At 36.9% G+C, this 24934-nt stretch carries 21 protein-coding genes; 7 read left to right on the plus strand and 14 right to left on the minus strand.

The features are described 5' to 3' along the window. Nucleotides 1-82: 82 nt before the first annotated feature. Nucleotides 83-1495: a MocR-like pyridoxine biosynthesis transcription factor PdxR gene (gene pdxR, locus AC1FXZ_RS09105; RefSeq protein ID WP_480052757.1), complete on the minus strand. Its 1413-nt coding sequence runs from the start codon at nucleotides 1493-1495 to the stop codon at nucleotides 83-85. Nucleotides 1496-1661: 166 nt separating this feature from the next. Between pdxR and AC1FXZ_RS09110 the strand changes: the two genes are divergently transcribed. Beyond that, nucleotides 1662-2564, plus strand: coding sequence for a DMT family transporter (locus AC1FXZ_RS09110; RefSeq protein WP_480052759.1), 903 nt, complete (start codon nucleotides 1662-1664; stop codon nucleotides 2562-2564). A gap of 118 nt (nucleotides 2565-2682) precedes the next feature. Here AC1FXZ_RS09110 and AC1FXZ_RS09115 read toward each other — a convergent pair whose 3' ends face one another. After that, the gene (locus AC1FXZ_RS09115; RefSeq protein WP_480052761.1) at nucleotides 2683-3369 is read right to left on the minus strand and encodes a phosphoribosylaminoimidazolesuccinocarboxamide synthase; all 687 of its coding nucleotides are present in this window, start codon (nucleotides 3367-3369) and stop codon (nucleotides 2683-2685) included. A gap of 321 nt (nucleotides 3370-3690) precedes the next feature. Here AC1FXZ_RS09115 and AC1FXZ_RS09120 point away from each other — a divergent pair, with 321 nt between their 5' ends. Further along, nucleotides 3691-4488 (plus strand): alpha/beta fold hydrolase, encoded by a 798-nt coding sequence (locus tag AC1FXZ_RS09120; RefSeq protein ID WP_480052763.1) that lies wholly within the window; start codon nucleotides 3691-3693, stop codon nucleotides 4486-4488. A gap of 24 nt (nucleotides 4489-4512) precedes the next feature. Next, nucleotides 4513-5580, plus strand: a complete 1068-nt coding sequence (locus tag AC1FXZ_RS09125; protein ID WP_480052765.1) for an SDR family oxidoreductase — start codon at nucleotides 4513-4515, stop codon at nucleotides 5578-5580. A 441-nt stretch (nucleotides 5581-6021) separates the two neighbouring features. On the opposite strand, the gene AC1FXZ_RS09130 is transcribed toward AC1FXZ_RS09125, so the two are convergent. From AC1FXZ_RS09130 to AC1FXZ_RS09165, 8 genes are all read right to left on the minus strand, one after another. Continuing rightward, nucleotides 6022-6984, minus strand: coding sequence for an alpha/beta hydrolase (locus AC1FXZ_RS09130; RefSeq protein ID WP_480052767.1), 963 nt, complete (start codon nucleotides 6982-6984; stop codon nucleotides 6022-6024). Nucleotides 6985-7345: 361 nt separating this feature from the next. Then, nucleotides 7346-8239, minus strand: a complete 894-nt coding sequence (locus tag AC1FXZ_RS09135; protein ID WP_480052769.1) for an acyl-ACP desaturase — start codon at nucleotides 8237-8239, stop codon at nucleotides 7346-7348. Between the two features lie 445 nt (nucleotides 8240-8684). After that, complete coding sequence (locus AC1FXZ_RS09140; RefSeq protein ID WP_480052771.1) at nucleotides 8685-9284, minus strand: hypothetical protein; 600 nt, start codon at nucleotides 9282-9284, stop codon at nucleotides 8685-8687. A gap of 231 nt (nucleotides 9285-9515) precedes the next feature. Beyond that, nucleotides 9516-11051, minus strand: a complete 1536-nt coding sequence (locus tag AC1FXZ_RS09145; protein ID WP_480052773.1) for a M29 family metallopeptidase — start codon at nucleotides 11049-11051, stop codon at nucleotides 9516-9518. A 232-nt stretch (nucleotides 11052-11283) separates the two neighbouring features. Then, nucleotides 11284-12246, minus strand: coding sequence for an NAD-dependent epimerase/dehydratase family protein (locus tag AC1FXZ_RS09150; RefSeq protein WP_480052775.1), 963 nt, complete (start codon nucleotides 12244-12246; stop codon nucleotides 11284-11286). A 115-nt stretch (nucleotides 12247-12361) separates the two neighbouring features. Next, the gene (locus AC1FXZ_RS09155) at nucleotides 12362-12847 is read right to left on the minus strand and encodes a tripartite tricarboxylate transporter TctB family protein (protein WP_480052777.1); all 486 of its coding nucleotides are present in this window, start codon (nucleotides 12845-12847) and stop codon (nucleotides 12362-12364) included. Further along, complete coding sequence (locus tag AC1FXZ_RS09160; RefSeq protein WP_480052779.1) at nucleotides 12844-14388, minus strand: tripartite tricarboxylate transporter permease; 1545 nt, start codon at nucleotides 14386-14388, stop codon at nucleotides 12844-12846. The genes AC1FXZ_RS09155 and AC1FXZ_RS09160 overlap by 4 nt, the downstream gene beginning before the upstream one ends. Nucleotides 14389-14553: 165 nt before the next feature. Next, on the minus strand, nucleotides 14554-15564 hold the full coding sequence (locus AC1FXZ_RS09165; RefSeq protein ID WP_480052781.1) for a tripartite tricarboxylate transporter substrate binding protein: 1011 nt from the start codon (nucleotides 15562-15564) through the stop codon (nucleotides 14554-14556). A gap of 572 nt (nucleotides 15565-16136) precedes the next feature. Between AC1FXZ_RS09165 and AC1FXZ_RS09170 the strand changes: the two genes are divergently transcribed. Further along, nucleotides 16137-17060: a LysR family transcriptional regulator gene (locus AC1FXZ_RS09170; RefSeq protein WP_480052783.1), complete on the plus strand. Its 924-nt coding sequence runs from the start codon at nucleotides 16137-16139 to the stop codon at nucleotides 17058-17060. Nucleotides 17061-17151: 91 nt separating this feature from the next. Here the strand turns inward: AC1FXZ_RS09170 and brnQ are convergent, their stop codons facing one another. From brnQ to AC1FXZ_RS09190, 4 genes are all read right to left on the minus strand, one after another. Continuing rightward, complete coding sequence (gene brnQ, locus AC1FXZ_RS09175; RefSeq protein WP_480052785.1) at nucleotides 17152-18492, minus strand: branched-chain amino acid transport system II carrier protein; 1341 nt, start codon at nucleotides 18490-18492, stop codon at nucleotides 17152-17154. A gap of 367 nt (nucleotides 18493-18859) precedes the next feature. Next, the gene (locus AC1FXZ_RS09180) at nucleotides 18860-19510 is read right to left on the minus strand and encodes a CoA transferase subunit B (RefSeq protein ID WP_480052787.1); all 651 of its coding nucleotides are present in this window, start codon (nucleotides 19508-19510) and stop codon (nucleotides 18860-18862) included. A gap of 14 nt (nucleotides 19511-19524) precedes the next feature. Further along, a complete protein-coding gene (locus AC1FXZ_RS09185) occupies nucleotides 19525-20223 on the minus strand; it encodes a CoA transferase subunit A (RefSeq protein ID WP_480052789.1) in 699 nt (232 codons plus the stop codon). 17 nt (nucleotides 20224-20240) lie between these two features. Continuing rightward, complete coding sequence (locus AC1FXZ_RS09190; protein WP_480052791.1) at nucleotides 20241-21428, minus strand: acetyl-CoA C-acetyltransferase; 1188 nt, start codon at nucleotides 21426-21428, stop codon at nucleotides 20241-20243. A gap of 137 nt (nucleotides 21429-21565) precedes the next feature. Between AC1FXZ_RS09190 and AC1FXZ_RS09195 the strand changes: the two genes are divergently transcribed. The 3 genes from AC1FXZ_RS09195 (at nucleotide 21566) to AC1FXZ_RS09205 (ending at nucleotide 24915) form a co-directional block, all read left to right on the plus strand. After that, on the plus strand, nucleotides 21566-22441 hold the full coding sequence (locus AC1FXZ_RS09195) for a LysR family transcriptional regulator (RefSeq protein WP_480052793.1): 876 nt from the start codon (nucleotides 21566-21568) through the stop codon (nucleotides 22439-22441). Nucleotides 22442-22622: 181 nt separating this feature from the next. Further along, on the plus strand, nucleotides 22623-24221 hold the full coding sequence (locus tag AC1FXZ_RS09200; protein WP_480052795.1) for an ATP-binding protein: 1599 nt from the start codon (nucleotides 22623-22625) through the stop codon (nucleotides 24219-24221). Nucleotides 24222-24234: 13 nt separating this feature from the next. Then, nucleotides 24235-24915 (plus strand): response regulator, encoded by a 681-nt coding sequence (locus tag AC1FXZ_RS09205; protein WP_480052797.1) that lies wholly within the window; start codon nucleotides 24235-24237, stop codon nucleotides 24913-24915. Nucleotides 24916-24934 lie beyond the last annotated feature (19 nt).

Consider the following 24934-nt stretch of genomic DNA (forward strand, 5'->3'; position numbering starts at 1 on the left):
TCATGCAAGAGATTATGTTTCTAATAAGAGAATGCCTTGTTTGAAACAATAGGTGAAAACATCACACTTATAAAGCTTGCTTTCACATTGACTTTATTATTTCTCCAAGTCTATGAATTCCTTCTTTTATTTCTTCAAGTGTGGCGAAAGCGTAAGACAACCTAATATATTGAGTGGAGTGTTTATCATAAATATTCCCAGGATTAATGAGTACTCCTGTAGCTAAGGTTTTCTCAAATAGATGCTTGTTCTGAATGCGAGAGTGCACTTTCACCCAAATGAAGAACCCACCTTTTGGCACTTTCCAAGAAGCGACTCCTTTTAGGTATTCAGCTAGGGCTTTTAAGGCAACGTCTCTACGAATCCTGAGTTGCTCCCTTACGTTTATCAAGTGTTGTTCATAAAGCCCACTTGATAACCATTCTGCTGCCACCCGTTGGGAGAGCGAACTTGAACCGTAATCTGTTTGCATTTTTAAATCGGCTAATCTTTCAATTACCGATTCCGGTCCTACCATCCAGCCGATTCTTAAACCAGGGGCTAACGTTTTCGACAGGCTCCCTAGGTATAACACATTCCCGAATTTGTCGTTCGCCTTTAACGGAGGAGGTGGCTCTTCATCGATCCATAAATCTCCGTACACATCATCTTCAATAATCGGGATCTGCTTTTGCTCACATTCCTCTATTAACTGCCTGCGTCGCTGTTTCCCCATTAATACTCCAGTAGGGTTATGAAACGTCGGGATCGTGTATAATACCGAATTTTCTTTTTGTTGGTGACCATCCCTTATCTTCTCAACAATTATCCCCTCTTCATCTGCAGGAAGTGCTGTTAGCTTCATTCCTCCCGCTTGAAAAAGAGAGAGTGATAAAAGGTAAGATGGACGCTCTAAATAAACTGTCGAACCCTTGCTTAAAAGACCGATCGAAATCAATTGTAACGCTTGCAACGCACCGGATACGATCAAAATCGCAGAAGGAGAAGTGTAAATCCTTTTCGTTTCTAAATAACGGCAAATTTCTTCGCGTAAATGACTATTCCCCTTTGGCTCTTCATACATAAGTGGCGATAATTCATCCGAAACCTTCTTCATCACTTGCTTCATTTCTTCTAATGGAAATATATCTTGTGCTAGTTCACTTTTACCTAACTGAATATGCTCATTTTTTGCCTCAAATTCATTAATTTCTCTTACAGTTTTCATGCTTTCTTTATGTATACCTAAAGCAATGTTTTCATTCCAATTCACTGGTTTTGCAGCATTCATTAACGTCCACGTATTATTCGCCACGATCGTTCCTTGTCCCATCCTCGCTTCAAGGAGCCCACATGCCTTTAATTCATCAATTGCTGTAATCACCGTACTGCGATTAACATGAAACAGCTTTGCCAATTCACGCTGGCTTGGAATCCGGCTGCCGATTACCCATTCTCCCCTTGTAATTTTTTCTGTAATTGCTTGAATAATTTGTTTATATTTTGGTTGGTTCAAAGGTAACCTCCTCCCCCTTATCCTTGCTTAATTGGTTGGGTTATATTTATTCTAACTGGTTGGAGACATTGTATCACTTCCCCAATACAATTGAAATCAGTTATAGGAATGCTTATTAATTGGTTGGTTTTTGTTCGCCAAATAAAAGGGAGAGGAGAGGAGAGTCATGAATAAGAAAGCTTTTGTTATGGCACTGATCACGATTATCATATGGGGATCTACCTTTGCTGCCATTCGCGCTAGTTTACAAGGAGGATACGAAGCCGGACATTTAGTGCTGATACGTTACTTGATTGCATCAGGCTTGTTTCTTCTATTTGCCTTATCACCTAGAGTAAAATTCAAACTCCCGACTAAAAGGGACTTACTTCGCATTGTTATTCTAGGATGGGTTGGGATTAGTCTGTATCATATTGGAGTTACGTTTGGAATGCGAGATGTCGCAGCAGGTACGGCCGGCATGATTATTGGCTCCGCACCGATCTTCACGACCATTATTGCTCTTGTTGCCTTGCGTGAACGGCCAAGTACTGCCGGTTGGCTTGGTCTCGGGACTGGATTTATCGGAATTATTTTCATAACACTCGGAACTTCTGGTTCAACCTTCTCAATTTCTGGAGGTGCATTTTTTGTGTTAATAGCGGCAGTTGCTACGTCTATCTTCTTCGTTTTCCAAAAGCCGTTGTTAGCTCGCTATCATCCAATTGAATTAACAGCCTATTTTACTTGGGCTGGAACAATCCCATTTTTTCTTTTTACACCGGGTCTTCTTACGTCGCTCCAACAGGCAAGTCTTGAGGCGCATCTAGCGGCATTATACACAGGTATTTTCCCTGCAGGAATAGCGTACGTCACATGGGCGATTGCCTTATCACATGGAAATGCCAGTTCAGTATCAAGCATGATGTACCTAGAACCAGTGATTGCTGTCTTAGTTGCGTGGATGTGGCTAAATGAGTGGCCTGCGCCTTTCTCCCTGCTTGGAGGAATTATTGCCCTTTTTGGGGTATTCATTATTCAAGTGTTAGGCAAAAAAGCTCGAAGTTCCTCTATTGGGGAAGGAATTTAAGTAGTTTATATGTGATACGTCAGTAGACCCTCCCGATTTTTTGATGTTAATCAGTTCGGGCTTTCATCCTAAGCGCACGAAAAATCGACAGGTAGCTAGCACCTGTCGATTTTATCCATTATTCAGATAACATTAACTTTTCTAACTGCAAAGGTTCGATGTATTCGCCATCTTTATAAGCTCTCATATTACCACCAGAGATCTCATCGATCAGAACAATTTCTTTGCTTTCTCCAACACGACCAAATTCAAACTTAATATCATACAACTCAATACCTTTTTTCTCTAATTCTTCCTTTACAACGTTCCCTATTTTCTGTGTCAGATCTTTTAACACTTTGTATTCATCTTTTGAAAGGATGCCTAACATATCAAGAGCATCCTCAGAAATCGGAGGATCTTGACGATCATCGTCTTTTAACGTTACTTCTACAAATGCATCTAGACTTTGTCCTTCCTCTGCATACATCCCGTAACGACGCAAGAAGCTTCCTACTGCTCTATAACGGCAAATAACTTCAAGGCCACTACCAAACACCTCAGCTGGTTTTACTGTCATTGTTCCTTCATTTATATTCGCATCTATATAGTGGGTTGGGATTTGTTTTGCTTTTAAAGCTTCGAAAAAGAATGCCGTTAACCTAAGGCCAGCCTTCCCTGCTCCCTCAATTGAAAGTCCGACTGTATTGGCCCCAGGATCAAATACCCCATTTTCTCCCGTCACATCATCCTTAAACTTCAACAAATAATTTCCATCCTCTAAGCTATAAACATCTTTCGTCTTACCTGTGTATGTAAGCTTCATCATATTCATCCTTTCTCTTTAACTACTTTACAAAAATAAGTATGCACTAAACTGTCTAATAAGCCAATAAGTTGACGGAAAATATCGAAAAATATTTGTAACTTTCTCACTTTTTTTCAAATCTCAAATGTATTTTCACATTTAAGATTTAAGATTTCGAAATCTGGACACATTTATTTATCAGTATTTCAGTGCCTTTGTACTAGGGGATGACAGTATCTTTTAAAAGAGCTTCCAAAAAACGTCAGCAATCTAATAATGACAGGCTCCATTAGTTATGCCTATACTTAAAAAAAGCTTTTATAACAAGGTGGAGATTCCATGCTAGATTATACAATTCATAGTAAAGCTGACGGTCAAGAGTATGTAGTTCTTCTACACGGCCTTGGTGGAAACTCAAATATTTTTCACAAGCAAATTGAACCTTACAAACAATGGTTCAATGTTATTACGATCAACTTACCTGGCCATGGGAACTCGCCTGATTTGACATCCTATTTGGAAGGGTTTTCTGTAAAAGTTGTAGCAATAGAAGTTCTCAAAACGTTGAACAGTTTAGGAATAAGGAAAGCTCACTTTGTTGGCGTTTCGCTTGGTACGATCGTCATCCATCGCATCCTACAAGATGCTCCTGAGCGTATTCGAAGTGTCGTTTTAGCCGGAGCTGTTACTAGATTTAACCGTTCTTCCAAGGCTTTGCTTTTATTAGGTAAGACTATAAAAGGCTTCACTCCTCACTTATGGATATACAACCTCTTCGCACATATTATGATGCCGAAAGCGAACCATCGTAAGTCGCGAAGTATCTTTATCAGAGAAGCTATGAAAATGAAACGAAGAAATTTTCTTGGTTGGTATAACATTTTTTTGACTCTTGAACAAAGTCCTCCATACCTTCAAGATCAAACATCAACTATTCCTAAGCTTTATATATCAGGACAAGAAGATCATCTTTTTATTGATACGCTAACGGAGGATATTGAACACGATCAACAAGCAAACTTAGTCGTGATTGAAAAATGTGGTCACGTTTGTAATATTGAAAGACCGGAAGAGTTTAACGAGATATCGCTCGGCTTTTTACTTGAGCAGCAAGAGCCGATGAGACAAGCAAACTAAGACAAACAAACAGGAGTGTCGAATTTGAATATATTTTTAACCGGTTCTACAGGATTTTTAGGTGGGAAATTAATTAAAAATTTAATCAAAGGAACAAAAAATGAGTTATTTGTACTTGTCAGAAACATGGATAAAGCAATGCGTTTACAAGGGAAATTTCAAGTTGAAGAACAGCAAAGGATCCATTTTATAAAAGGAGATATCACGCTTCCGAATTGTGGTTTAACGGAAGTTGAAATCATGCAATTACAGGATCGCATTGACGTCTTCTATCATCTAGCTGCTTTAGTGAAATTTGACCAAGACAAGCGTGATGAATTGTTTTCAGTGAATTATGACGGCACACAAAATGCGCTCCATTTAGCGAAAAATATTAAAGTAGATAAATTTTTATACGTGAGCACTGCATATACAGTTGGTAAAAAACAACATGGCTTAGAAGCTCTCTATTCGCCTGCAGACGAATACCATAACCCTTACGAAGAAAGCAAAGTCAAATCCGAACATTTAGTCTTTTCCTACTCTGACGATATGAATGTTTCTATCTTCAGACCGTCTATTATCGTCGGCGATTCTAAAACAGGAGAAGCAGACTCCGATTTCACGTTGTATGGTTTTATGAGAGGAATTGATCTGTTTAAACGAAGAGTGTCTAGAAAAGCCGAGATGAGTAATGCTATGTATCGCTTGATAGCCAATAAAAACGGTACATCCAACCTTGTCCCTGTCGACTATGTAGCAGACGTACTAAGCATAGCCTCATTAAAGGCTGAAAAGAATAAAATCTATAACATTACGAATCCAGCTCCTCCTAAAAACATCGAGTTACTAGCTATGTTAAAGAATGCTCTTGCATTCGAGCAACTCTCGATAGTCGAAGATGTAGAACTAGTGGAATTAAACCCGGCAGAGAGAAAATTAAATGAAATGGTTGATGTGTTCCAAGTTTACCTTTCAGGTTCGATTCAGTTCGATGATGATCACACACAAGAACTGCTAAATGGAACTCATGTAAACCATTTACAGTTAACTCCTGACATGATCCAAATGATTATGAATGCATATTTTGCCACGGAATTAGAGACAGTGTAAACAAAATCGCCAGGTGCTGAGCACCTGGCGATTTTTAAATTTCACCCCAGCAGATCATTAATGCATAAATGCTAAACGTAAACTGTAACACATACAAATGAGGAATATGTTTATCGGCTGCGTGCATATCTTTATAACAATTCACTAAATGATTATGACTGGGGGAATTCAGAATAATTAAGCTCAGAAAACTAATTACCACTTTCAAAGAAAGCTTTGAATATTGCGCCGTCTTATACACCAAAAGTGAAGGCTTAGGAAGGTATAGGTTTGAAGAATACGAAACAGAGAAAAAAGAAACATAATTAACTTCATGAAAATGAAAAAATGATGGCACGATGGCTTTCCGTCAGAACGGAAAGCCATCTACCAAAAAAAAAACGATTCTTGGATTATACCTACAGAATCGTTTCTTAATAGCACTTGTGGTATTAAGGAAGCTTATTCAACATACTTCTCAACAAAATTCCATACGCTGTTCCAATAAGTAACCGGATCTACTTTTTCTGGATCTGCATGCCCTGCGCCGGGAATGATGAGTTTATCCTTGTCTACGTTTGCTGCTTCGTATAGTTCACCTAACATTTCATAAGGTACGAACGTGTCCCCATCTCCATGAATAAACAATATTGGTGTTTCACTTTTAGCAACTTGGCCTACTGTAGATGCTTCGTACAAATCATACCCTGCACGAATATTTGTTACTGTATTTGCTGCATTAATAATTGGAAATTCAGGCAAACCAAAGAGGTCATCGAGTTGATAAACAAACACATCACTAACAGAAGTATAACTAGAAGCACCAACAATCACTTTTACGTTTGGTGGTAAATCCTCTTCTCCGGAAGTCATCATTACCGTCGCTCCTCCCATCGACTTTCCGAATAATACAATTTCAGCGTTTGGATCTCTTTCAATAATTAGATCGATCCATTGAAGCATATCTTTACGGTCAGGCCACCCCATGCCAATATAATGCCCTTCACTTTCACCATGTCCTCTAAGATCTGGTGTCAAAACATGATATCCTCTTTCGTGAAAATTCCGAGCATATCTGGTCATTGATGTCGCATCACTGTTATAACCATGAACAACAATAACCCATTTATGGTCAGAAGACTGATTTTCATATAAATAGGCATTTAGTTGTAACTGATCAGATGATACAATAGTTTGCTTGTTTGGTTGATTCTCCTCCTTAAATACCACATCTTCTATTTCAGCCTGCTCTGCGACAACTTTTACAACGGCCTCACTTTCCTCTAAGTGAGGGTTATCAACCATAAATTGCTTTTCTCGTTCGGCGTTTAATGCAAAATTATAAAAATAGTTCCCGACCAAGCCATATGCCACAACAAGAAGGACAACAATGAGTGATCCACCAAGAATGAATAGCTTTTTCATATTCTCACTCCAACAGTTTATTTATCTTGCATTCTCTAATGAATGGACTCGCAATCCAAATTTCTTTATTAAGTAATATTCTTTATTGATTTTTCACTTTAATATTTCTAGTTCTTCTTTCCATTCATTAATATGCTCTTTCGTTCGAGCAAAGAAATAAAACTCAGAAAATTTATTTCCCTCAATATGATCCTTCCAAGCAATTTCTTCTTTTCACTTTGTTTACGTAAAAGCTATTCATTAATTTCAACTTCACTTGGCTTAGGGGCACGAATTTCATGTTCAACAAATTGTTTATCTTGCTTTAATGTCACACGGTCTGTTCGATATGGAAAAAGCTCGTGTTACTTGTCCCTTATAATTAATTTTTATTTCTAGCAATACGATCTCTTACCTTTTTCAATCGGTCACGATAAGAAATAATATCAACACGTGCTTTTTCAGCTTCAGGGGCAATCGGTCTTAACTTTTCTAACTCCCAATACTCAACAATAACATCCAAAACTTGATCAAAGTATTCAAGGGGACCATAATTTGCTTTTTTTGCGATAATGCTCATTCTATCTTCAAAATCCGGCATAACCGTACCTGGCATTTGGAAGTTTCTAATGACGTGGCCTAGATAATAACAATAATTCGGCTCTAGTTGCAAATGGAACTTTACTACGTCTCGGTAGAATGCATAGTGTAAAATTTCATCTTTAGCTAATCTTCTTAAAAGAGTAGATAGATCCTTATCGTGTGCACCAGCAACTTTGGCTACATTGTTATAAAACACCATTGTTGCAAGTTCTTGAAGTGTTGTATACACCATTGTTTCAAATGGTGTATGGAAATCAGGTGACCAACCACCCTCAACGGTTAGTTTATGAAGCTCGTGTAATCTCTTCGGGTCTACGTTTCGAGTAATGAGCAAATAATTTTCTAAAAGGTTAGAATGTTGATCTTCTTCAGCTGTCCAAGTTCGAACAAAGTCTGTAATAACAGAAAGGCTGCCTTTAAATGTTTGTTCCAAGTGAGAGGTAAACCAAGGCAAATTAACTTCAGTAAGTAACGCTGTCTCAACAGCGACAATAACCCCACTCGGGAGAGTAACTTGGCTTTTATCCCACGGTACCCTCCTAAAATCTTGAGCTTTATCCCACGGTAAAAACTCATAATAACCCCAATCTATTTTAGCAGAGCGAACTTTGTGCTCTTCATATATTTCTTTAATCTTAGCTTCTAATCGGAAATCTAAGTGGTTTGTTAACAATTTAAAAACTCCCTTGCTTTTTTCTCTATTTAAGGATATCAGCAATCTTCTTCGAAAGACATATTTTTGTGATAATTCGAAAAATATCAAGAAAAATTTTTCTGAGTTTCATGGGACTTTCGTAACTTATCAACCTATAACACAGCCGAACAGAGACATACATAGTGAGCTAATTTGTATAAGATGAGATTAACTCGCCTTTTATCAATGCATAAATGTGTAGTCAAGTGCTATCTCTAGCTACAATACGCATAAAAAAAGACGTCCATCGAGGGACGCCTTTTTATTGATAAAATCAGAACCAGATTGAAACGCTTAGCAGGGCTCACATTAGTAGGGTGAGAGAATAGAGGAAGTCGTCACCGGTATTTTCTTAAAAAAGTAAAACAAATTTCTAATAACAATGCTTGATTACTCAATTTTTATTTAAGTGAAATGAAAGTATTTAATTTGAGATATGATGACCGATATGGCTATGATGATCGGAATGATCTATATTAATAGTATTATTACCGTAAAATGCCCCTGCCATTACAATCATAAACATACCAACAGTGGCACATGTAATAAGGATGGAGGCATGTTTAATTTGATTCCCACTAGGTTCACGAGATTTTATTATCCCTGCTTCCTCTCTGATTATTTTAATGAGGAAAAAGAGTGAAAGGAATGCAATCACTGTAAGGAAAGAACTTACAATAAATATTGAGTTAACAGGTAGCATCTCTCCAAGCATCGCTCCCATCAATCCCCCCATTACACCTCCCATTAACCCTTCAAGTATAGTCATCTTATTAAAAAGTAGTCCAATAATCACACCAGTAGCAATACCAATAATTATTGAAAGGATAGTATTAATAGTGTAATTTTGGTTTAGTGCAAGAATGGTACCTGCTAATAAACCTGACATCGAGCCAATTGTCATCGCCGCCATCATACCGGTTTTACAGGATAATTTCTTTCTTATTGGAAAAGTTAACTGGAATGTTCTAATCGTTAAAAAGAAAATAATTGCAAAAATAACCATTTGTATGATTATGTACATTATTATCGCCCCCTCTTTAATCTCATTTCCTACTAAATATTCTTAGTCCCCTCATACCAAATAGAATTCCCCTTTTACTTCTTTACACTTTTCCTAAACAACCTTGAAAATAAAGGATGATAGAAAGCACTTAGACTACCATCTTAATTTTTGTTTTCAGTATTACTAAAAATGCTTGCAAGCGCTTTCCTATCATCCCTTTAATAAACTAACTATTAGAGAACTATCTTCTTAATCGTGATGCCCTCCACAAGAACAAGAATCATTTGTATTTGGTACTTTCCAAAGTGGGTTATTACAATACTTCGGATCTGCACCTACCATTGTCATAAACATAGGATGATAGTTTTCACAAATGTTTAGTTCCGTAAGTACCCATTTTTCAGGATCTTCCGCATAGTTCTTCCAATAGTCACCAGTCATGTTTAAGCCTGGTACAGCCGGAATCCAAGACTCCCCTAATAATAGATCCGGATCTCCGAATTTTTCAGCAATTTTGCGAATCTTAGGATCATCCAATGCCAGTAAATGTCCGTCTTTTATCAGTGTTTCTGTACTTCCATCAAGCATTTCCAAAGTCACCGTTGGAAAATAAAGATGCACATGCCAATGTCCTACAGGTAAGCCCATGTTGGCAGCCTCACGTTCAGCCGAACTTGAGATAATCGTTCCAAACCCGATATGAATTACACCACTTCGCATACGCTCATATAGACAATTCAACCATCCTTTTAAGAAATCTTTTCTTGGACGGTGAATATGAGGATTCGTACCAATCGATGCTTCCCACCAACGGAACAATCCTTTATCAGGGAATCCAGGATATTGCAGGTGATCTGTTTCCGCTTTCACCTTACGAAGTTTATCCCCGAACTCTCCACCCTCATGGATCTCAGTAATCTTTCCGTTTTCAACTGACATGCCAATCCAAGGCACAGGTCCGATGTGGTTGTTTGTTCCAGCGATATAACCAGTTGCATCCTCTTTAGGGATGTATAACCAAGGTCTTCCCAATACGTGTCCAGGTAAGTTCGTTTTTCCAAACTCTTCATTTCCACCCCAGAATCTCTTCACTAACTCTGGATTGAAAAATTCTCGGTTTTCATCCCAATACTCATCAAAATTGGTATAACTTAAATCCGTACCTTCTGGATCTGTAATATGAACTCTACGAGAGTTTCTGATCTTATCCCATGTCCAGTTATCTATTGCTTCAATAATCTCATAGGCAATCGTATGAGCAGGTGTTGCTGTAAGCTCAGGTGTGATGAAGGGCATCCGTTGAATTTTTATATTTTCTGCTCTTAGTACCGGACCACCATAACCCTGAAGGATTTTATCGTACTTCCCTTCTTTTTCCATTTCTTCCCATTCGTCCATCCACTCAGCAAGTTCTTTTGTACGAGCTAAGTAATACTCTACTTCATTATGCCCTTTCCATGTGACAATCGGTCCTTTATCGACATATTTGATTTCATATTTTGTCTCATATTTCTCAAGAACTTTCTTACATGCTTCGATAACCAAAGGATCATGCCAGTTGTCTACGCGAAGAATGACGCGCTCACCTGGTTGTAAATCCCATCCCGCATGTAAACCGTGGTTATATGGACGTTTTGCAACAGCATCTAAATATGGTACTAATTCATCGGCACTTTTTATATCTACCATTGGAGGGCAGCGAGGTTTTTGTTTTTCGATAAGTGGTGGACTGGTAAAATTAGGTTTCCCTTTTAGACTCGTGTTCATTTGTTGTCCTTTGCTCATAGCACTCTCTCCTTTAATTATGTTCTATTTAAATTTTAACAATAATCTGTTTATTTATAAAATATATATTTCGTTAGTTATTTATATGTTTTAAATATAAATATTCCCCCTGTTACCTTTTTATCAACGGATAAAAAGCCCTCCAACAAAACACTTTGGAGGGACGAACATATAAATACAGTTGGTCAGGAGGATCCTCCCAATATCAACTTCGGATATGCAACTTTCATAGCTAGTTCGTAGATGTTGGGTCAATATTTAAATGCCTCATTACATACAAATAATCTGCTATTCCCTGTTTTAAATCGTATCTCGGTTTATACTTAAGTTCCTTTTCAGCCAACTCAATATTAAATACATAATCATAAGAAGGAGTACTTTTTTCAATAGTGACAAAGTTTATTTCTGTGTCCGGATAATAACTTTTCACAACTTCTGAAAACTCTTTTAATGTGACGCCTGTTCCTGTCCCGATATTATATACCCGGGAAACTGGGTTCTTAGCAAACAAAGCGCAAATAATACCTTGAGCAGCATCCTTAACGTAAACCATATCATCAACTTTTTCAGAAGACTGTGTAACTGTAGTTGGCGTTTGACACATCGCATTTTCAATTAAACTGCTCGTTACAGCCATTGGCCCATGTCTTATAAGTTTACCCGGCCCATATATTGATCCAAAACGTAATGATAAAAATTGAATACCGTATTTCCTTTCATAATTCTTTCCTAATAATTCACCAGTGTATTTTGTAGTATCATATACAGATATCGGACAAACTGGGTCAGCTTCTGAAATTCTTCTGTCACTTGAGAGAGAGTCTATCTTCCCATAAATACCCTTAGAACAAGAATAAACAAACCGATTTATTCGATAATATCTCGATACTTCCAAAAGATTCAAAGTTCCTTTCACATTCACTTCAACTGCCAACGGGGGATTCGCTTGGCAAGCTCTCGACATTAAAGCTGCTAAATGTACAACCGCGCGAATCTTATATTCTTTAAAGATAGGATAAAGCTGCTCTAAGTCTAATATGTCACCTTTTACAAGATCCACCTTATCTTCAATATCTCTAATCAATGAAACATCAACTACATTCGTTAAAGCAACCGGACGTTCACCTAAATTGACTAGTTCCCTAAGGACATGAGAACCAATTACTCCGGTTCCTCCTGTTACTAAAATCGACATGATTATTCTCCTTTTTATTAAGAGAGGATTGATCTCTTGAATTAATACAACAAGATAAGCTAGGCATTAAAAGAACCTTAATCGATAAGTCATTTAATTATCAGCTTAACCCCGTCTAGAACAACATTCCACTTGGAAGATAAATGTTCATTACCTTTTCAAAAAACATCCAAATTACTCCCATTGTGATGACTGAAAAAACTATATTTTTACTCCATTTCTTTACTCCAGATAAATTAAATACAATAATTAGCAATATACCTACTGATAGATAAAAGCCAATCCAATTAATAAAATAAAGTGATAACATTGAAATAGCAAATAAAAGTAATAGTTTGCTAAAGTTTATATGACTCTCATCTTTTTCATCCTCTTCTACATTATCCACCTTGTTTTGTTGCTTTTTAGCTGTAATGATACGAGTAATACTTAATAAAAGCCCTATCATGGACAAACCAAATATAGACCATAATACAAGGTAAGGAAATGTACTAGGCGTTATCCCAAACTGAGCTTTCATGGCTAATGTTTGATGAGGAGTTACTAAAATGAAAATAACAGCCAATATTGCCATAATTGTATATGCAACGACATCCCTCATAGCTCCATCTCACCCGCCTTTTTAATCCGTCTTTTACGAGCCTTGATAGCTTTAGATACCAAAGACCATAGTAGAAACAGTATAATTATTGAAAGCAATACTACCGAGATCGGTCTTTCAAATACAACCATTAATGAACCTTGCCCAATCATTAGCGATTGACCGAATGACTGCTCGGTAAGCCCACCTAATATTAGCCCAATAATAATAGCTACTCTGGAGAATCCAGCTTTTATTATCAATATACCTAATAAACCTAATACGACAATGATAACTAGGTCTAACATTGACTGGCGAACTGTATAAGCAGCTGCTAAACAAATCACTAAAATAATTGGATAGATAATGGATGAATCCACTTTTGTAACAATCGATTTAAACATTTTACTATAAATTAACGCTAAAGGAATTAATATAAGGTTTGCAAGAATCAAACCGATTATAGCCGTATAAACGATGCCAGGTGAGCGCTCCATAATCATCGGTCCCGGTGTTACTCCATGTATAACAAAAGCCCCAATTAAAATAGCTGCGGCTGCATCCCCAGGAATTCCGAATGAAAACATTGGTATTAAGTTCGCACCACCAACTGATGAATTACCTGATTCCGCAGCTGCAACTCCTTGTAAAGAACCATCTCCTACTTTCACTTTATCCTTCCTGCTTCTTGAACGGGAATGTTCCAATTGGTAATTCATAAATGCCCCCATGGAAGGTCCTGCTCCAGGTAAAATCCCAATAATTGCACCTATGATTGTTCCTCTTAAAATTGCAGGCAGAGCTTTCATATATTCAACAAGTGTTAATCTTTCTTCCTTGTTCCCTACTTGCTTCACCTTAACTGGTTTACTCCCTTTAATTTTTTTCGTTATTTGCATAAAGACCTCAGGAAGGCATAGTAAACCTAACACTGCAATCATAATATCAATTCCGTTTAATAGTCCGGTACTTCCAAAAGTATATCGTGGCGAACCGGTCAAAGTCTCCATCCCTATCATCGCGATAAATAGTCCAATTAACCCACTTATAATATTCTTAATTAAGCTACCCCTTTTACTTTCTGAAATACTTGCCACTGATATTAATGCTAAAGCAACAAGAATTAAAAATTCTGGTGGGCCAAACATTAACGCCAGTAGCGCCATTGGAGCAACGGCTATTAACAATAAGATATCTGTTAATAGATCTGCTGTAGCACTTGAATATATGGACATTTGCACTGCCTTTCCACCCTTACCTTTTTTAAACAACTTATAGCCATCAAACAAGGTAGCAGCAGCGGCCGGAGTACCCGGTGTCCCTAACATGATTGAGCCTAAACTTCCAGAGAATGTACTAGCTTTATAAGTAGCTGTTAGCAAAACAATTGCAACTGTAAGAGGCATATTATAAGTAAACGGAACCATTAAGGCTAAACCGAGTGTTCCTGACAACCCCGGAATAGAACCTAAAAACATGCCGATTGTTACTCCGGCAACAAGGGCCAATAAATGTGCCCAATCAAACAATGAGAGTAATGAACTGACTAGTAAATCGACCATTTTTCTCCCCCTTCAATCATAAGATTCTCAATTAGTAAATCCTCCTATCGCCTGCAATCTCTTTATCTTTATTAAATATTTAATAACTATCCATAATTAATTAAAAAAACAAATTACAGACGCTCCCATATGAGAGCGCCTAAAATAAGTTTAAATTCTAAGCACCTATTCAGTTCTGTCTTCCATAATGTTTGTAATTACTTCTTTACCTACTTTATGTTGATACTCAAGTTCTTCGTCTTTTAAGAAAACATTGCTTAACATTAGTTCCTCTATCTTGTTAACTACATTTGGATCTGTTAATACCTCTTCAAGAGTTGACATTAATATCTCACGCACTTCATCCGGAAGACCTGATGGAGCGATAAATAAATAATTATGAATTAGAGGATTATCTATCCCAAAATCAGATAGTATTGGAAGATTATCTAAATGGTCAACTTCTTCTGAGGTCGTAAGAGACAGAACCCGCACTGTCCCTGCTTCTTCATGCTCCCTGGCATCATTTAACGGTGTCACTACTACATCGGCATCACCAGCTAAAAGGCGCAACATAGCATCGTTACCACCAGTAGCACTTAATAATCCGACATCTTCAATACCATAATGGTCTGCTACCAATTCCCACCAAAGGTGTGTGATACTACCTGTTCCTGATGGCGCAACTACTAGTTCACCTGGATTCGCTTCTCCCCATTCGCCTAAGTCTTCTAACGTTTCCCATTCGCTATCTGCACTTACACTGATTGCATTAATATACTCCCCCATTTGAGCAAGGACATCTAAGTCTTCTAAACCTGAAATGGCCGCTTCGGTTTGAGCTAATGTAATCTCTACAGCCAAAGCTCCTGTACCAACTGTATAACCATCCGGGTCAGCTTGCGCAACTTTTACGTGCCCAGGAACCGTTCCTCCTCCTGGTAAGTTATCAATTACAATAGGCACCCCCAATTTTTTAGACATTTCTTCAGCTATTAGTCTAGTACTCAAATCTGTTACAGAACCAGGGCCAAATGGTACGGTCCAATTAATAGGTTTTTTAGGAAAATCAACTTCCTCTCCAGTTTCTTGAGGCTGTTGCCCTTCTGTCGTTCCAGATGTACTTTGATTACAGCCGACTAATGCCAATAAACTTACTAAAAGAATTAGTAATGGAGATGTTAGTAATTTTCTCAAATTATTTTCACCCTTCCGTGATTGAATTAGTTTAGTTCTCAATAATTTCAATTTTGAAAATGCCAAATCTCTAATAGAATGAAAGCGTTATCAAATTATAAAAAAACTCTCATAAGGCTTAATCCCATTGCCTCCTTTCAAATATTCATAGTATTTATATTTGAAATCTTACCACAATCTCAATTTTCTGAAAAATACAAATTCAATGCATCATTTATATGAAAAATATATGAATAGTTTAGAAAGCAAACTTAAGATACGGATAACAACATTTTCGGCCCAGCTTCTTACCTTTAATCATTTTACTTATAGAACATAGAAGACAAGTCATATTATTATTATTCGGTAAAAAAGATACTATTCTTACAATGCATTACCCTGGTCAACCTTGTGCTCACATACATTTTCGACAATTCTGAATATACTTTACTTACTAAATGGGGTTTATTATAATGTCTATATATTCGTAGAGAAACTGCCATGCTTGAAAGTAATTTACTGAAAGAACTTTAACAAGTAGCATATTACCCTTGTCTTAGCCAGATTAACCTAATCAAAAAAGGATGTGCAATATGGAAATTAGACACCTTAAATACTTCATAACTATTGTTGAAGAAGGGAAAATTTCACAAGCAGCCAAACGATTAAATATTGCTCAACCACCATTAAGCCAGCAACTGAAATTACTCGAAAATGAATTAGGTGTAACGTTATTTGAGAGACATACCCGAAAATTAATCATTACCGAAGAAGGAAAGTTATTATATCAACGAGCAAAAGAAATAATGGAATTACTATCTGGTACCTTAGACGAAGTGAAAGAATTTTCTGAAGGGACTAAAGGAACATTAGCTATAGGTACAGTAGCTTCACTCGGAGCTAAACTTTTACCTAATAAAATTCATGATTTTCAACAACATTATCCCGATGTTCAATTCCAAGTGTGGGAAGGCGATCCTAACCGAATTATGGAGTTGGTTGAAAATAGAATTATTGAATTAGGAATAGTTAGGGTACCAATTGATACTAAGATTTTTAATATGATTAATTTACCTGATGAACCTATAGTCGTTGCTATGAGCCGTAATTGGAATCTCGGAAACAACCAAGACTATATTTCTCTTTCAGAATTAGAAGGAAAGCCATTAATGTTGCTTCGAAGACAACAAGGAACTTCAATGTATAACCATGAAATGTACATAGTTGACATGGTTCAGAATGCCTGTCTCAATACTGGATTTGAACCTAGAATCATTTGCGAAAGTAGCGATATCATGACTTTATTAACTTGGGCCAATCATGATATTGGAATTGCTGTAGTTCCAAAGTCAGCTATAAATTTAATACCCAACACAGATCTAATATTTAAAGAGATTAAAAACCCCACCATTATGGCTAGACCCCCTGCATTAATCTGGTTAAAAGGACGTTACCTCTCCCATACTTCCAGGAAATTTATGGAATATTTTTCTCTTGATGAATCTTCTATTACCTAAATGAGAAAATAGGACAACTACAACTTCTATTATATTATTGATACTAAAAAAGCTATCTAACACCAATGGTCGTTAGATAGCTTCTAAAAATCTATTCTTTCCCCTCTGCTAGAGAATGAACCATGTTCCCTTTTCTTACAGAACTAATCACGTATCCAATGACTCCACCTACAACAGATGGCACAATCCACCCTAACCCCACAGTATACAAAGGAAGATAAGCAGTAAATAACTCATGAAATGTCTCAAATTGAATTCCTGTAGCATTTAATCCTTCAAAAATGCTGACAATAAATACAAATAGTATACTAGCTTGATAGACTTCTTTTTTCCCTTTGAAAAGTGGATGTAAAAATGTCAGAACCATTAAACAAATTGCTAATGGATAAAGCATTGATAATACAGGAACGGATATTGCAATTAACGTTGATAACCCAAAGTTCGAAATAACTGCACTGAACAATACAAACAATATAACCCATCTTTGATAAGAAACTGTTGGCATTAATTTATTAAAGTAAGATGCGCATGATGTGATTAGGCCAATGCTTGTCGTTAAACAAGCAGCAATCACGATTATAGCTAGCAACACTTTTCCAAATGGTCCGAAATAAAAATGTGATGCAGCAGCTAAGATCGCACCTCCATTATCTAAGTGCCCGAACTCAGTAACGCTTGTAGCTCCCATATATGAAAGAGACGTATAAATTAAAGCAAGCAAGATTCCAGCAACCACAGCAACTTTAGAAGTGGTAATCATAATTTCCTTTTTAGTTGTTGCCCCTCTATCTTTCAGAATATTAATAATAATAATCCCAAAGACAAATGCCGCTAGAACATCCATTGTTAAGTAGCCCTCTTGGAATCCTTTAAAAAAGCTATTGGTCATATACGCCTCAGCCGGTGCTTGAACTTGTCCCATTGGATTCACAAATGCAACAACAACTAAAATCCCGATAAAAATCAGCAATAATGGCGTTAAGACCTTTCCAACAATATCAACTAATTTACTTGATAATAAAGAAAATATGAGTGTGACTCCAAAGAAAAAGACCGTAAAAATCATCAAAGGCAAAAAGCTCTCCTGTTCTCCTAAAAACGGCCTTATCCCCATTTCGAACGAAACTGTATTGGTTCTCGGTATCGCAAACAGTGGCCCTATTGCTAAATATAGAGCAATGGTAAAGACGATTCCGTATATTGGATGCACTCGACTTGCTAGTGATTGCAAATCACTTTTACCAGAGAAAGCCAAAGCTAAAATCGCAAGAATTGGCAATCCAACTCCTGTCACAATGAATCCGGCATTTGCTAATGAAATATTCTCGCCAGCCATTTGACCGAGCATTGCAGGAAAAATTAAATTCCCGGCTCCAAAAAATAATGCAAATAACATAAACCCTACTACAATGAATGAACCTCTAGATGTCATATTCCTTTTTCCTCCTACTGTTAACAACAAACACAAAATAACCTTTGATAAACCTATATTGAATTTTTAAAATATACCACAAAACCTTTATATTTTTGCGAATCCCTTATTTTTTTACAAGTCTCGACAAAATATATCATATAAAAAATTTTAAATCAATATTTATCTGAAAATAAAGTTATATGAGAATAATTAATCAATCGACAAATATCTACCAGTGTCAATTCTTGTTAACACCACCTTTATAAAAGAAAAACTTGATCAAAGATTAAAACCTAAATAGAAAAACAGGTGAATCTCTTCAAGAAGAGATTCACCTGTTTGCTACTGCATACTTTGGCTTACACTTAACGAATCTAGTTTTTATTTAAGAATTTAGGCTTTTAGAAATGATCAGGTTAGGTTCTGTCGTATTCACAACCTCTTCCACTGTATATCCATTTATTACCTCAACCAGCTTCAGCCCTTCATCAGTAACATCAATAACGGCTCTATCAGTAATGATGCGATCTACTACCTTTTTACCCGTTAGTGGAAGTGAACACTCTTTTAAAATTTTAGGTTTTCCTTGCTTATTTACATGTTCCATAATCACTATGACACGCTTTGCTCCGTGCACTAAATCCATTGCACCTCCCATGCCTTTAATCATCTTTCCTGGAATCATCCAATTAGCGAGGTCACCATTTTCAGCCACTTCCATTCCACCTAGAATTGCTAGATCAATATGACCTCCTCTAATCATTGCAAAGGATTCTGCATTGCTAAAGAAACTAGCTCCCTTTATCGTTGTTACCGTTTCTTTTCCAGCGTTTATTAAATCCGGATCTACTTCATCCTCAGCTGGATAAGGCCCGATACCTAGTAGACCATTTTCTGATTGTAAGACAACATTTTTGTTTTCAGAGATATAATTTGCTACCATCGTTGGCATCCCAATTCCTAAATTTACATAAAACCCGTCCTGAATTTCTTTTTCTGCTCTTTGGGCAATCTGTACACGCACGTTATTAGCCATCTTTTTCCCTCCTATTAATGTTTTGACGTTTGAACAGTTAAGCGTTCGATACGTTTCTCTTGCTTTCCGACAATAAGACCTTGTACATAAATGCTCGGAGTATGAATTTCACCAGGATCTAATTCGCCACTTTCAACAATCTCTTCAACTTCGGCAATCGTAATTTTTCCGGCAGCTGCCATCATTGGATTAAAGTTTTGTGCTGTTTTTCTATAAATTAAGTTTCCATGTTTATCAGCTTTCCAAGCTCTGATTAGACTTATATCAGCAGTAAAGGCTTCTTCTAATAAATATTCTTTTCCGTTAAATACTCGCGTTTCTCTACCTTCAGCAATCGGTGTACCAACCCCGGCCGGTGTATAAAAGGCAGGGATCCCTGCTCCCCCAGCACGGATTTTCTCCGATAATGACCCTTGAGGTACTAGTTGAACTTCTAATTCCCCACTCAATACCTGTCTTTCAAACTCCTTATTTTCACCTACATATGAAGCTATCATCTTTTTAATTTGCTTATTCTTTAATAGAAGACCTAAACCCCAATCATCAACCCCGCAGTTATTTGAAATAACTGTTAAATCTTGAACATTCTTATCCCTTAAAGCTTTGATTAGATTTTCTGGAATTCCTACTAACCCGAATCCCCCAACCATCAGTGACATTCCATCTTTTATTTCTAAAACTGCATCTTCAAAACTGTTATAGATTTTTTTCATTGTCATGCTCCTCTCTTTTATGTTCTTTCAATAATGGTAGCCACGCCTTGACCACCACCAATACATAAAGTTGCTAATCCATATTGTTGGTCACGTCGTTTTAATTCATGAAGCAAGGTAACGAGAATTCTAGCCCCACTTGCACCAATCGGATGGCCCAATGCCACTGCTCCCCCATTCACATTCAAAATATCCTTTGGTAAGGCAAGTTCCTGTCCAACTGCTAAAGCCTGTGCTGCAAATGCTTCATTCGCTTCAATTAAATGTAAATCTTCAATAGTAAGCCCTGCTTTTTTTAGTGCTTTCTTCGTTGCAGGTACTGGACCGATTCCCATAATACTTGGGTCTAGCGCCGCACTTGCATTCGCTTTAATCGTTGCTAATGATTTTATCCCAAGCTCTTCTGCTTTTTTACGACTCATAACAAGTACAGCTGCTGCACCATCATTTATTCCTGAGGCATTCCCTGCTGTTACACTTCCATCTTTTTTAAAAGCCGGACGTAATTTATTTAATTTCTCTGCTGTGGTTCCCGGCTTTACATATTCATCTGTATCAAATACAATCGGATCCCCTTTACGTTGTGGTATTTCTACAGGTGTGATTTCATCCTTGAATGCCCCATCTGCAATTGCTTTTTCAGCTTTCATCTGACTCCAAGCAGCAAATTCATCTTGTTCTTTTCTGGTAATTTTAAATTGATCACAAACATTCTCTGCCGTAATGCCCATATGATAATCATTAGATGCACACCACAATCCATCATGAATCATACTATCGACAAACTTCTGATCTCCCATCCGGAAACCGTCCCTTGCTCCCATTGAAAGGTATGGCGCTTGGCTCATATTTTCCATACCACCTGCCACAACAACTTCTGCATCTCCCGTTAAGATTGCTTGTGTAGCTAAATGGACGGCTTTTAAACCAGAACCACAAACTTTATTAATTGTTAAAGCTGGAATATTCTCAGGCATCCCTGCTTGAAGGGCTGCTTGTCTGGCAGGATTTTGTCCAAGACCAGCTTGAAGGACATTACCCATGATGACTTCATCCACCTGATTAACATTCATTCCGGCCCTATCTATTACTGCTTTTAAAACATTGGCACCTAATTGAACAGCACTAACATTTTTTAAACTACCTCCAAAATTCCCAATCGCTGTTCTGACGGCGCTCACAATAACAACTTCATTTATAAACAATTTGGCCCCTCCTTTATTTTAGAATATTTTTAATTTTCATTTTCATCTCTTGATTAAAGTTTACACCAGCAACATTTATAAGTAAAATGAATAAAAGAAATATATTTTATTCGATATCAGAATAAAGGGTGATTTAAATGGAAATGAAAGATTTACGGTATTTTATCGAAGTAGCAAATTACGGAAGCTTCACGAAAGCAGCAACGAATACGTATATTAGCCAGCCGACGTTGAGCAAATCAATTAAAAAATTAGAAAAAGAATTAAACGCAGAATTATTCGAGCGCTCTACTCGGAGTTTAAAACTGACGGACGCAGGAGAACTTGTATACAAACAAGGTCTTAAAATTTTAGGGGCAACAGACGAGCTTTCTATATTATTGGACGACCTAATGCATTTACCAACCGGAGAGATAAAGATAGGCTTACCTCCTCTAATTGGAACACTGTTTTTTCCATCGATTGCAAAAAAGTTCCGAACCCTTTACCCTCTGGTATCATTGAAATTAGTTGAACTCGGTGCAAAAAGGATTGAGCATTTAGTTGAAGAGGGACAAGTTGATGTAGGAATTATCGTATTACCGACTGATTATAAGAGATTCAATATATCTCCCTTTATCAAAGAAGAGTTTATGCTTTATACAAGCACGAAACATTCTCTAGCCGAGCGTAAAGAGGTAAAACTCAAGGATTTGAAAGAGGAAAATTTTATTCTTTTTAACCGGGAGTTTGCATTACATGACCTTGTTATTCAGCATTGTCAACAAGCAAAATTCACCCCAAACATTGCCTTCGAAAGCTCACAATGGGATTTGATTGCTGAACTCGTCAATGAACAATTAGGTATCACGCTTTTACCAAAATCGATTTATGCAAAGATGGATAAACAGGCCATTAATATGACGCCTTTACACTCTCCTCCAATGTGGGAACTTGGAATCATTACTAGAAAGGATAGTTACCAATCCTTCGCCGTCAGAGCATTGCTACGGTTTCTTACTGAGGAATTTTAGTATATAACGGATTCACTTACTAATTATATTCATCAAAGAAGCTATCTATGACCAAATAGGCTGGTAGATAGCTTAAATTCTCTTATAATTTAATACCTCCCAAATAAATTTTTGTTATTTTCATTAAATTCTGATATCATAAAGTGGATTTATATGTCTAAAAGGATACGAGGTAAAATATATGTATAAAAAAACGCCAAAACACCTCCCCCTTAAAGTAAAGATTATGTTTTACTCTATTTCAGTCATACTAATCATTTTAGCTGTAGCTGGATTCTCATTTTATAACATTTTATCAAAATCGATTGAACATACAGTGGGAGAAAACGCCCTTGAGATGACATCCTTTTTATCGAAGTTATCTGTTGTTCGAGAAGCTTTAACAGAAAGTGAGAATAGCAGCGAACTCCAACTCATTTATGAAGAGTACTTAAAAGATATGGATGGTGATTTTTTTCTAGTCCTTGTTGACCAAGATGGCATTCGTCATACTCATCGAGACCCTGCTTTAATCGGCCAGCATATCACAGGAAATGATGTTGAAAAAGCCTTCTCTGGTGAAGCATACATTTCAACAGCAGACGGGGTTTCCGGCCCTACTTTGCGTACTTTTGTACCAGTTATTGATCCCGAAACCAATACACAGTTGGGTGTACTTGCACTTGGCTTCTCACAAGAAAGTATAAGCCATTTGGTTCAGAACAATTTACAAAATCTTATATTTTGGCTGATGGTCGCCCTTTTATTTGGAATTATTACATCTACCGTACTGGCAAAACAAATTAAAAGAATCCTATTTGATCATGAACCTGAAGAAATCGCCAAACTTTTTAGAGAAAAAGAAGCAATGCTCGAATCTTTAAGTGAAGGCATTATTGCTATAGACCACAATAACAACATTACGTTAATCAACAAAGCAGCGAGAGACATTCTAAATTTACCCGAGACCCTAAATGAAAATAAAGCCTATGACCTGATGGAGGATTTTTCTCTTGGTAAGGTTGTTGAATCCCCCTATAAGAAATCGAATATAGAATTATTTGTTAACGGTACTACTATTTTAGCAACCTATTGCCCTATTACTGAAAAAAATAAAACATGGGGTTACATTATTACATTCTACGATATATCAGAAGTTCGAAATCTAGCAGAAGATCTTACTGGTGTAAACCAATATGTAGATGGGCTAAGAGCTAAAACTCATGAATTTGCCAACAAATTGCAAACGCTGTCAGGGTTGATTGAACTAAAGCATTACGATGAGGTTCTTGATTACATATCTAATACAAGTTTGCAGCAGCAACAACTTCTTGATTCTCTGACTCAAAATGTACGTGAGCCCAGATTATTAGGACTCCTGCTAGGAAAAATTCAACAAGCTGTAGAATTAAATATAGAAATTACTTTTACACCGGGAAGTAAATTAGGGCCACTTCCTGCCAATATCTCTGTAGACAGCGTGGCTCTCATAATAGGAAATTTACTGCAAAATGCGATTGACGCTGTAAAAGAAAAAACGGCCGGGGAAATCCAGATTACTCTTATAGATAAAAAAGACAAAATAACCATTCTAGTTGAAGATAACGGCGACGGAATTAACGATTCGAACTTCAATGAAATTTTCAACAAAGGCTTTTCTACCAAAGGAACAATAGGTTACGGGTTATTCCTTGTTAAACATCATACCGAGAATTTGTTAGGTGGAACGATTCATTTGTCACAAGATGAAGGTGTATCATTTTCTATACAAATTCCTAAAGTTGCTAATCTAAAAAAATAGGGAGGGTTACCAATTGATTTCAACTTTTATTGTCGAAGATGATCCAATGGTCGCTAACATTAATGCCGAATACCTCAATAAGTTACCTTCATTCTCGCTAATTGGTACATCAAAAAATGGGCAAGAGGCATTCGATCAAATTAAACGATTGAAGCCCCAACTTATTTTGTTAGATGTCTACCTCCCCCGCTTTAACGGGATTGAATTACTAAGAAAGTTGCGAGCTAATAACCTTGGCATTGATGTTATACTAATCACTGCTGCAGATGCACCGGAAATCATTGAGGAAGCCATGCGTCTAGGTGTAGTCGACTGCATCCTCAAACCTTATGGTTATGCCAGATTTAAAAGCTCGCTTTCGTTTTACGAAAAGAGACAGTCAGTTTTTCATACATCAAATAAAGTTAAACAGTCAGACCTTGATCAACTTTATTTTTCTTTGCAGGAAGATGATGAGAATACGGATCTGAATCTTCCAAAAGGGATCGATCCAGTCACGTTGAAAGTTATTAGAAATCAATTAAAGAAAACGATGTTGCCATACACGATTAACGAGTTAAGTAAGCAAGTGAAAATTTCTACACTTACTGTTAGAAAGTATATCGAATACATGATCCAGCATAATGAAATCGAACTGGATTTAGAATACTCTGAAAAGGGAAGACCAAAAAAACTATACTCTATAAAGAAATAAGTCTTTAGTGATTAACTTT

It is taken from the genome of Halalkalibacter sp. HAAS-P014 (assembly GCF_056619965.1).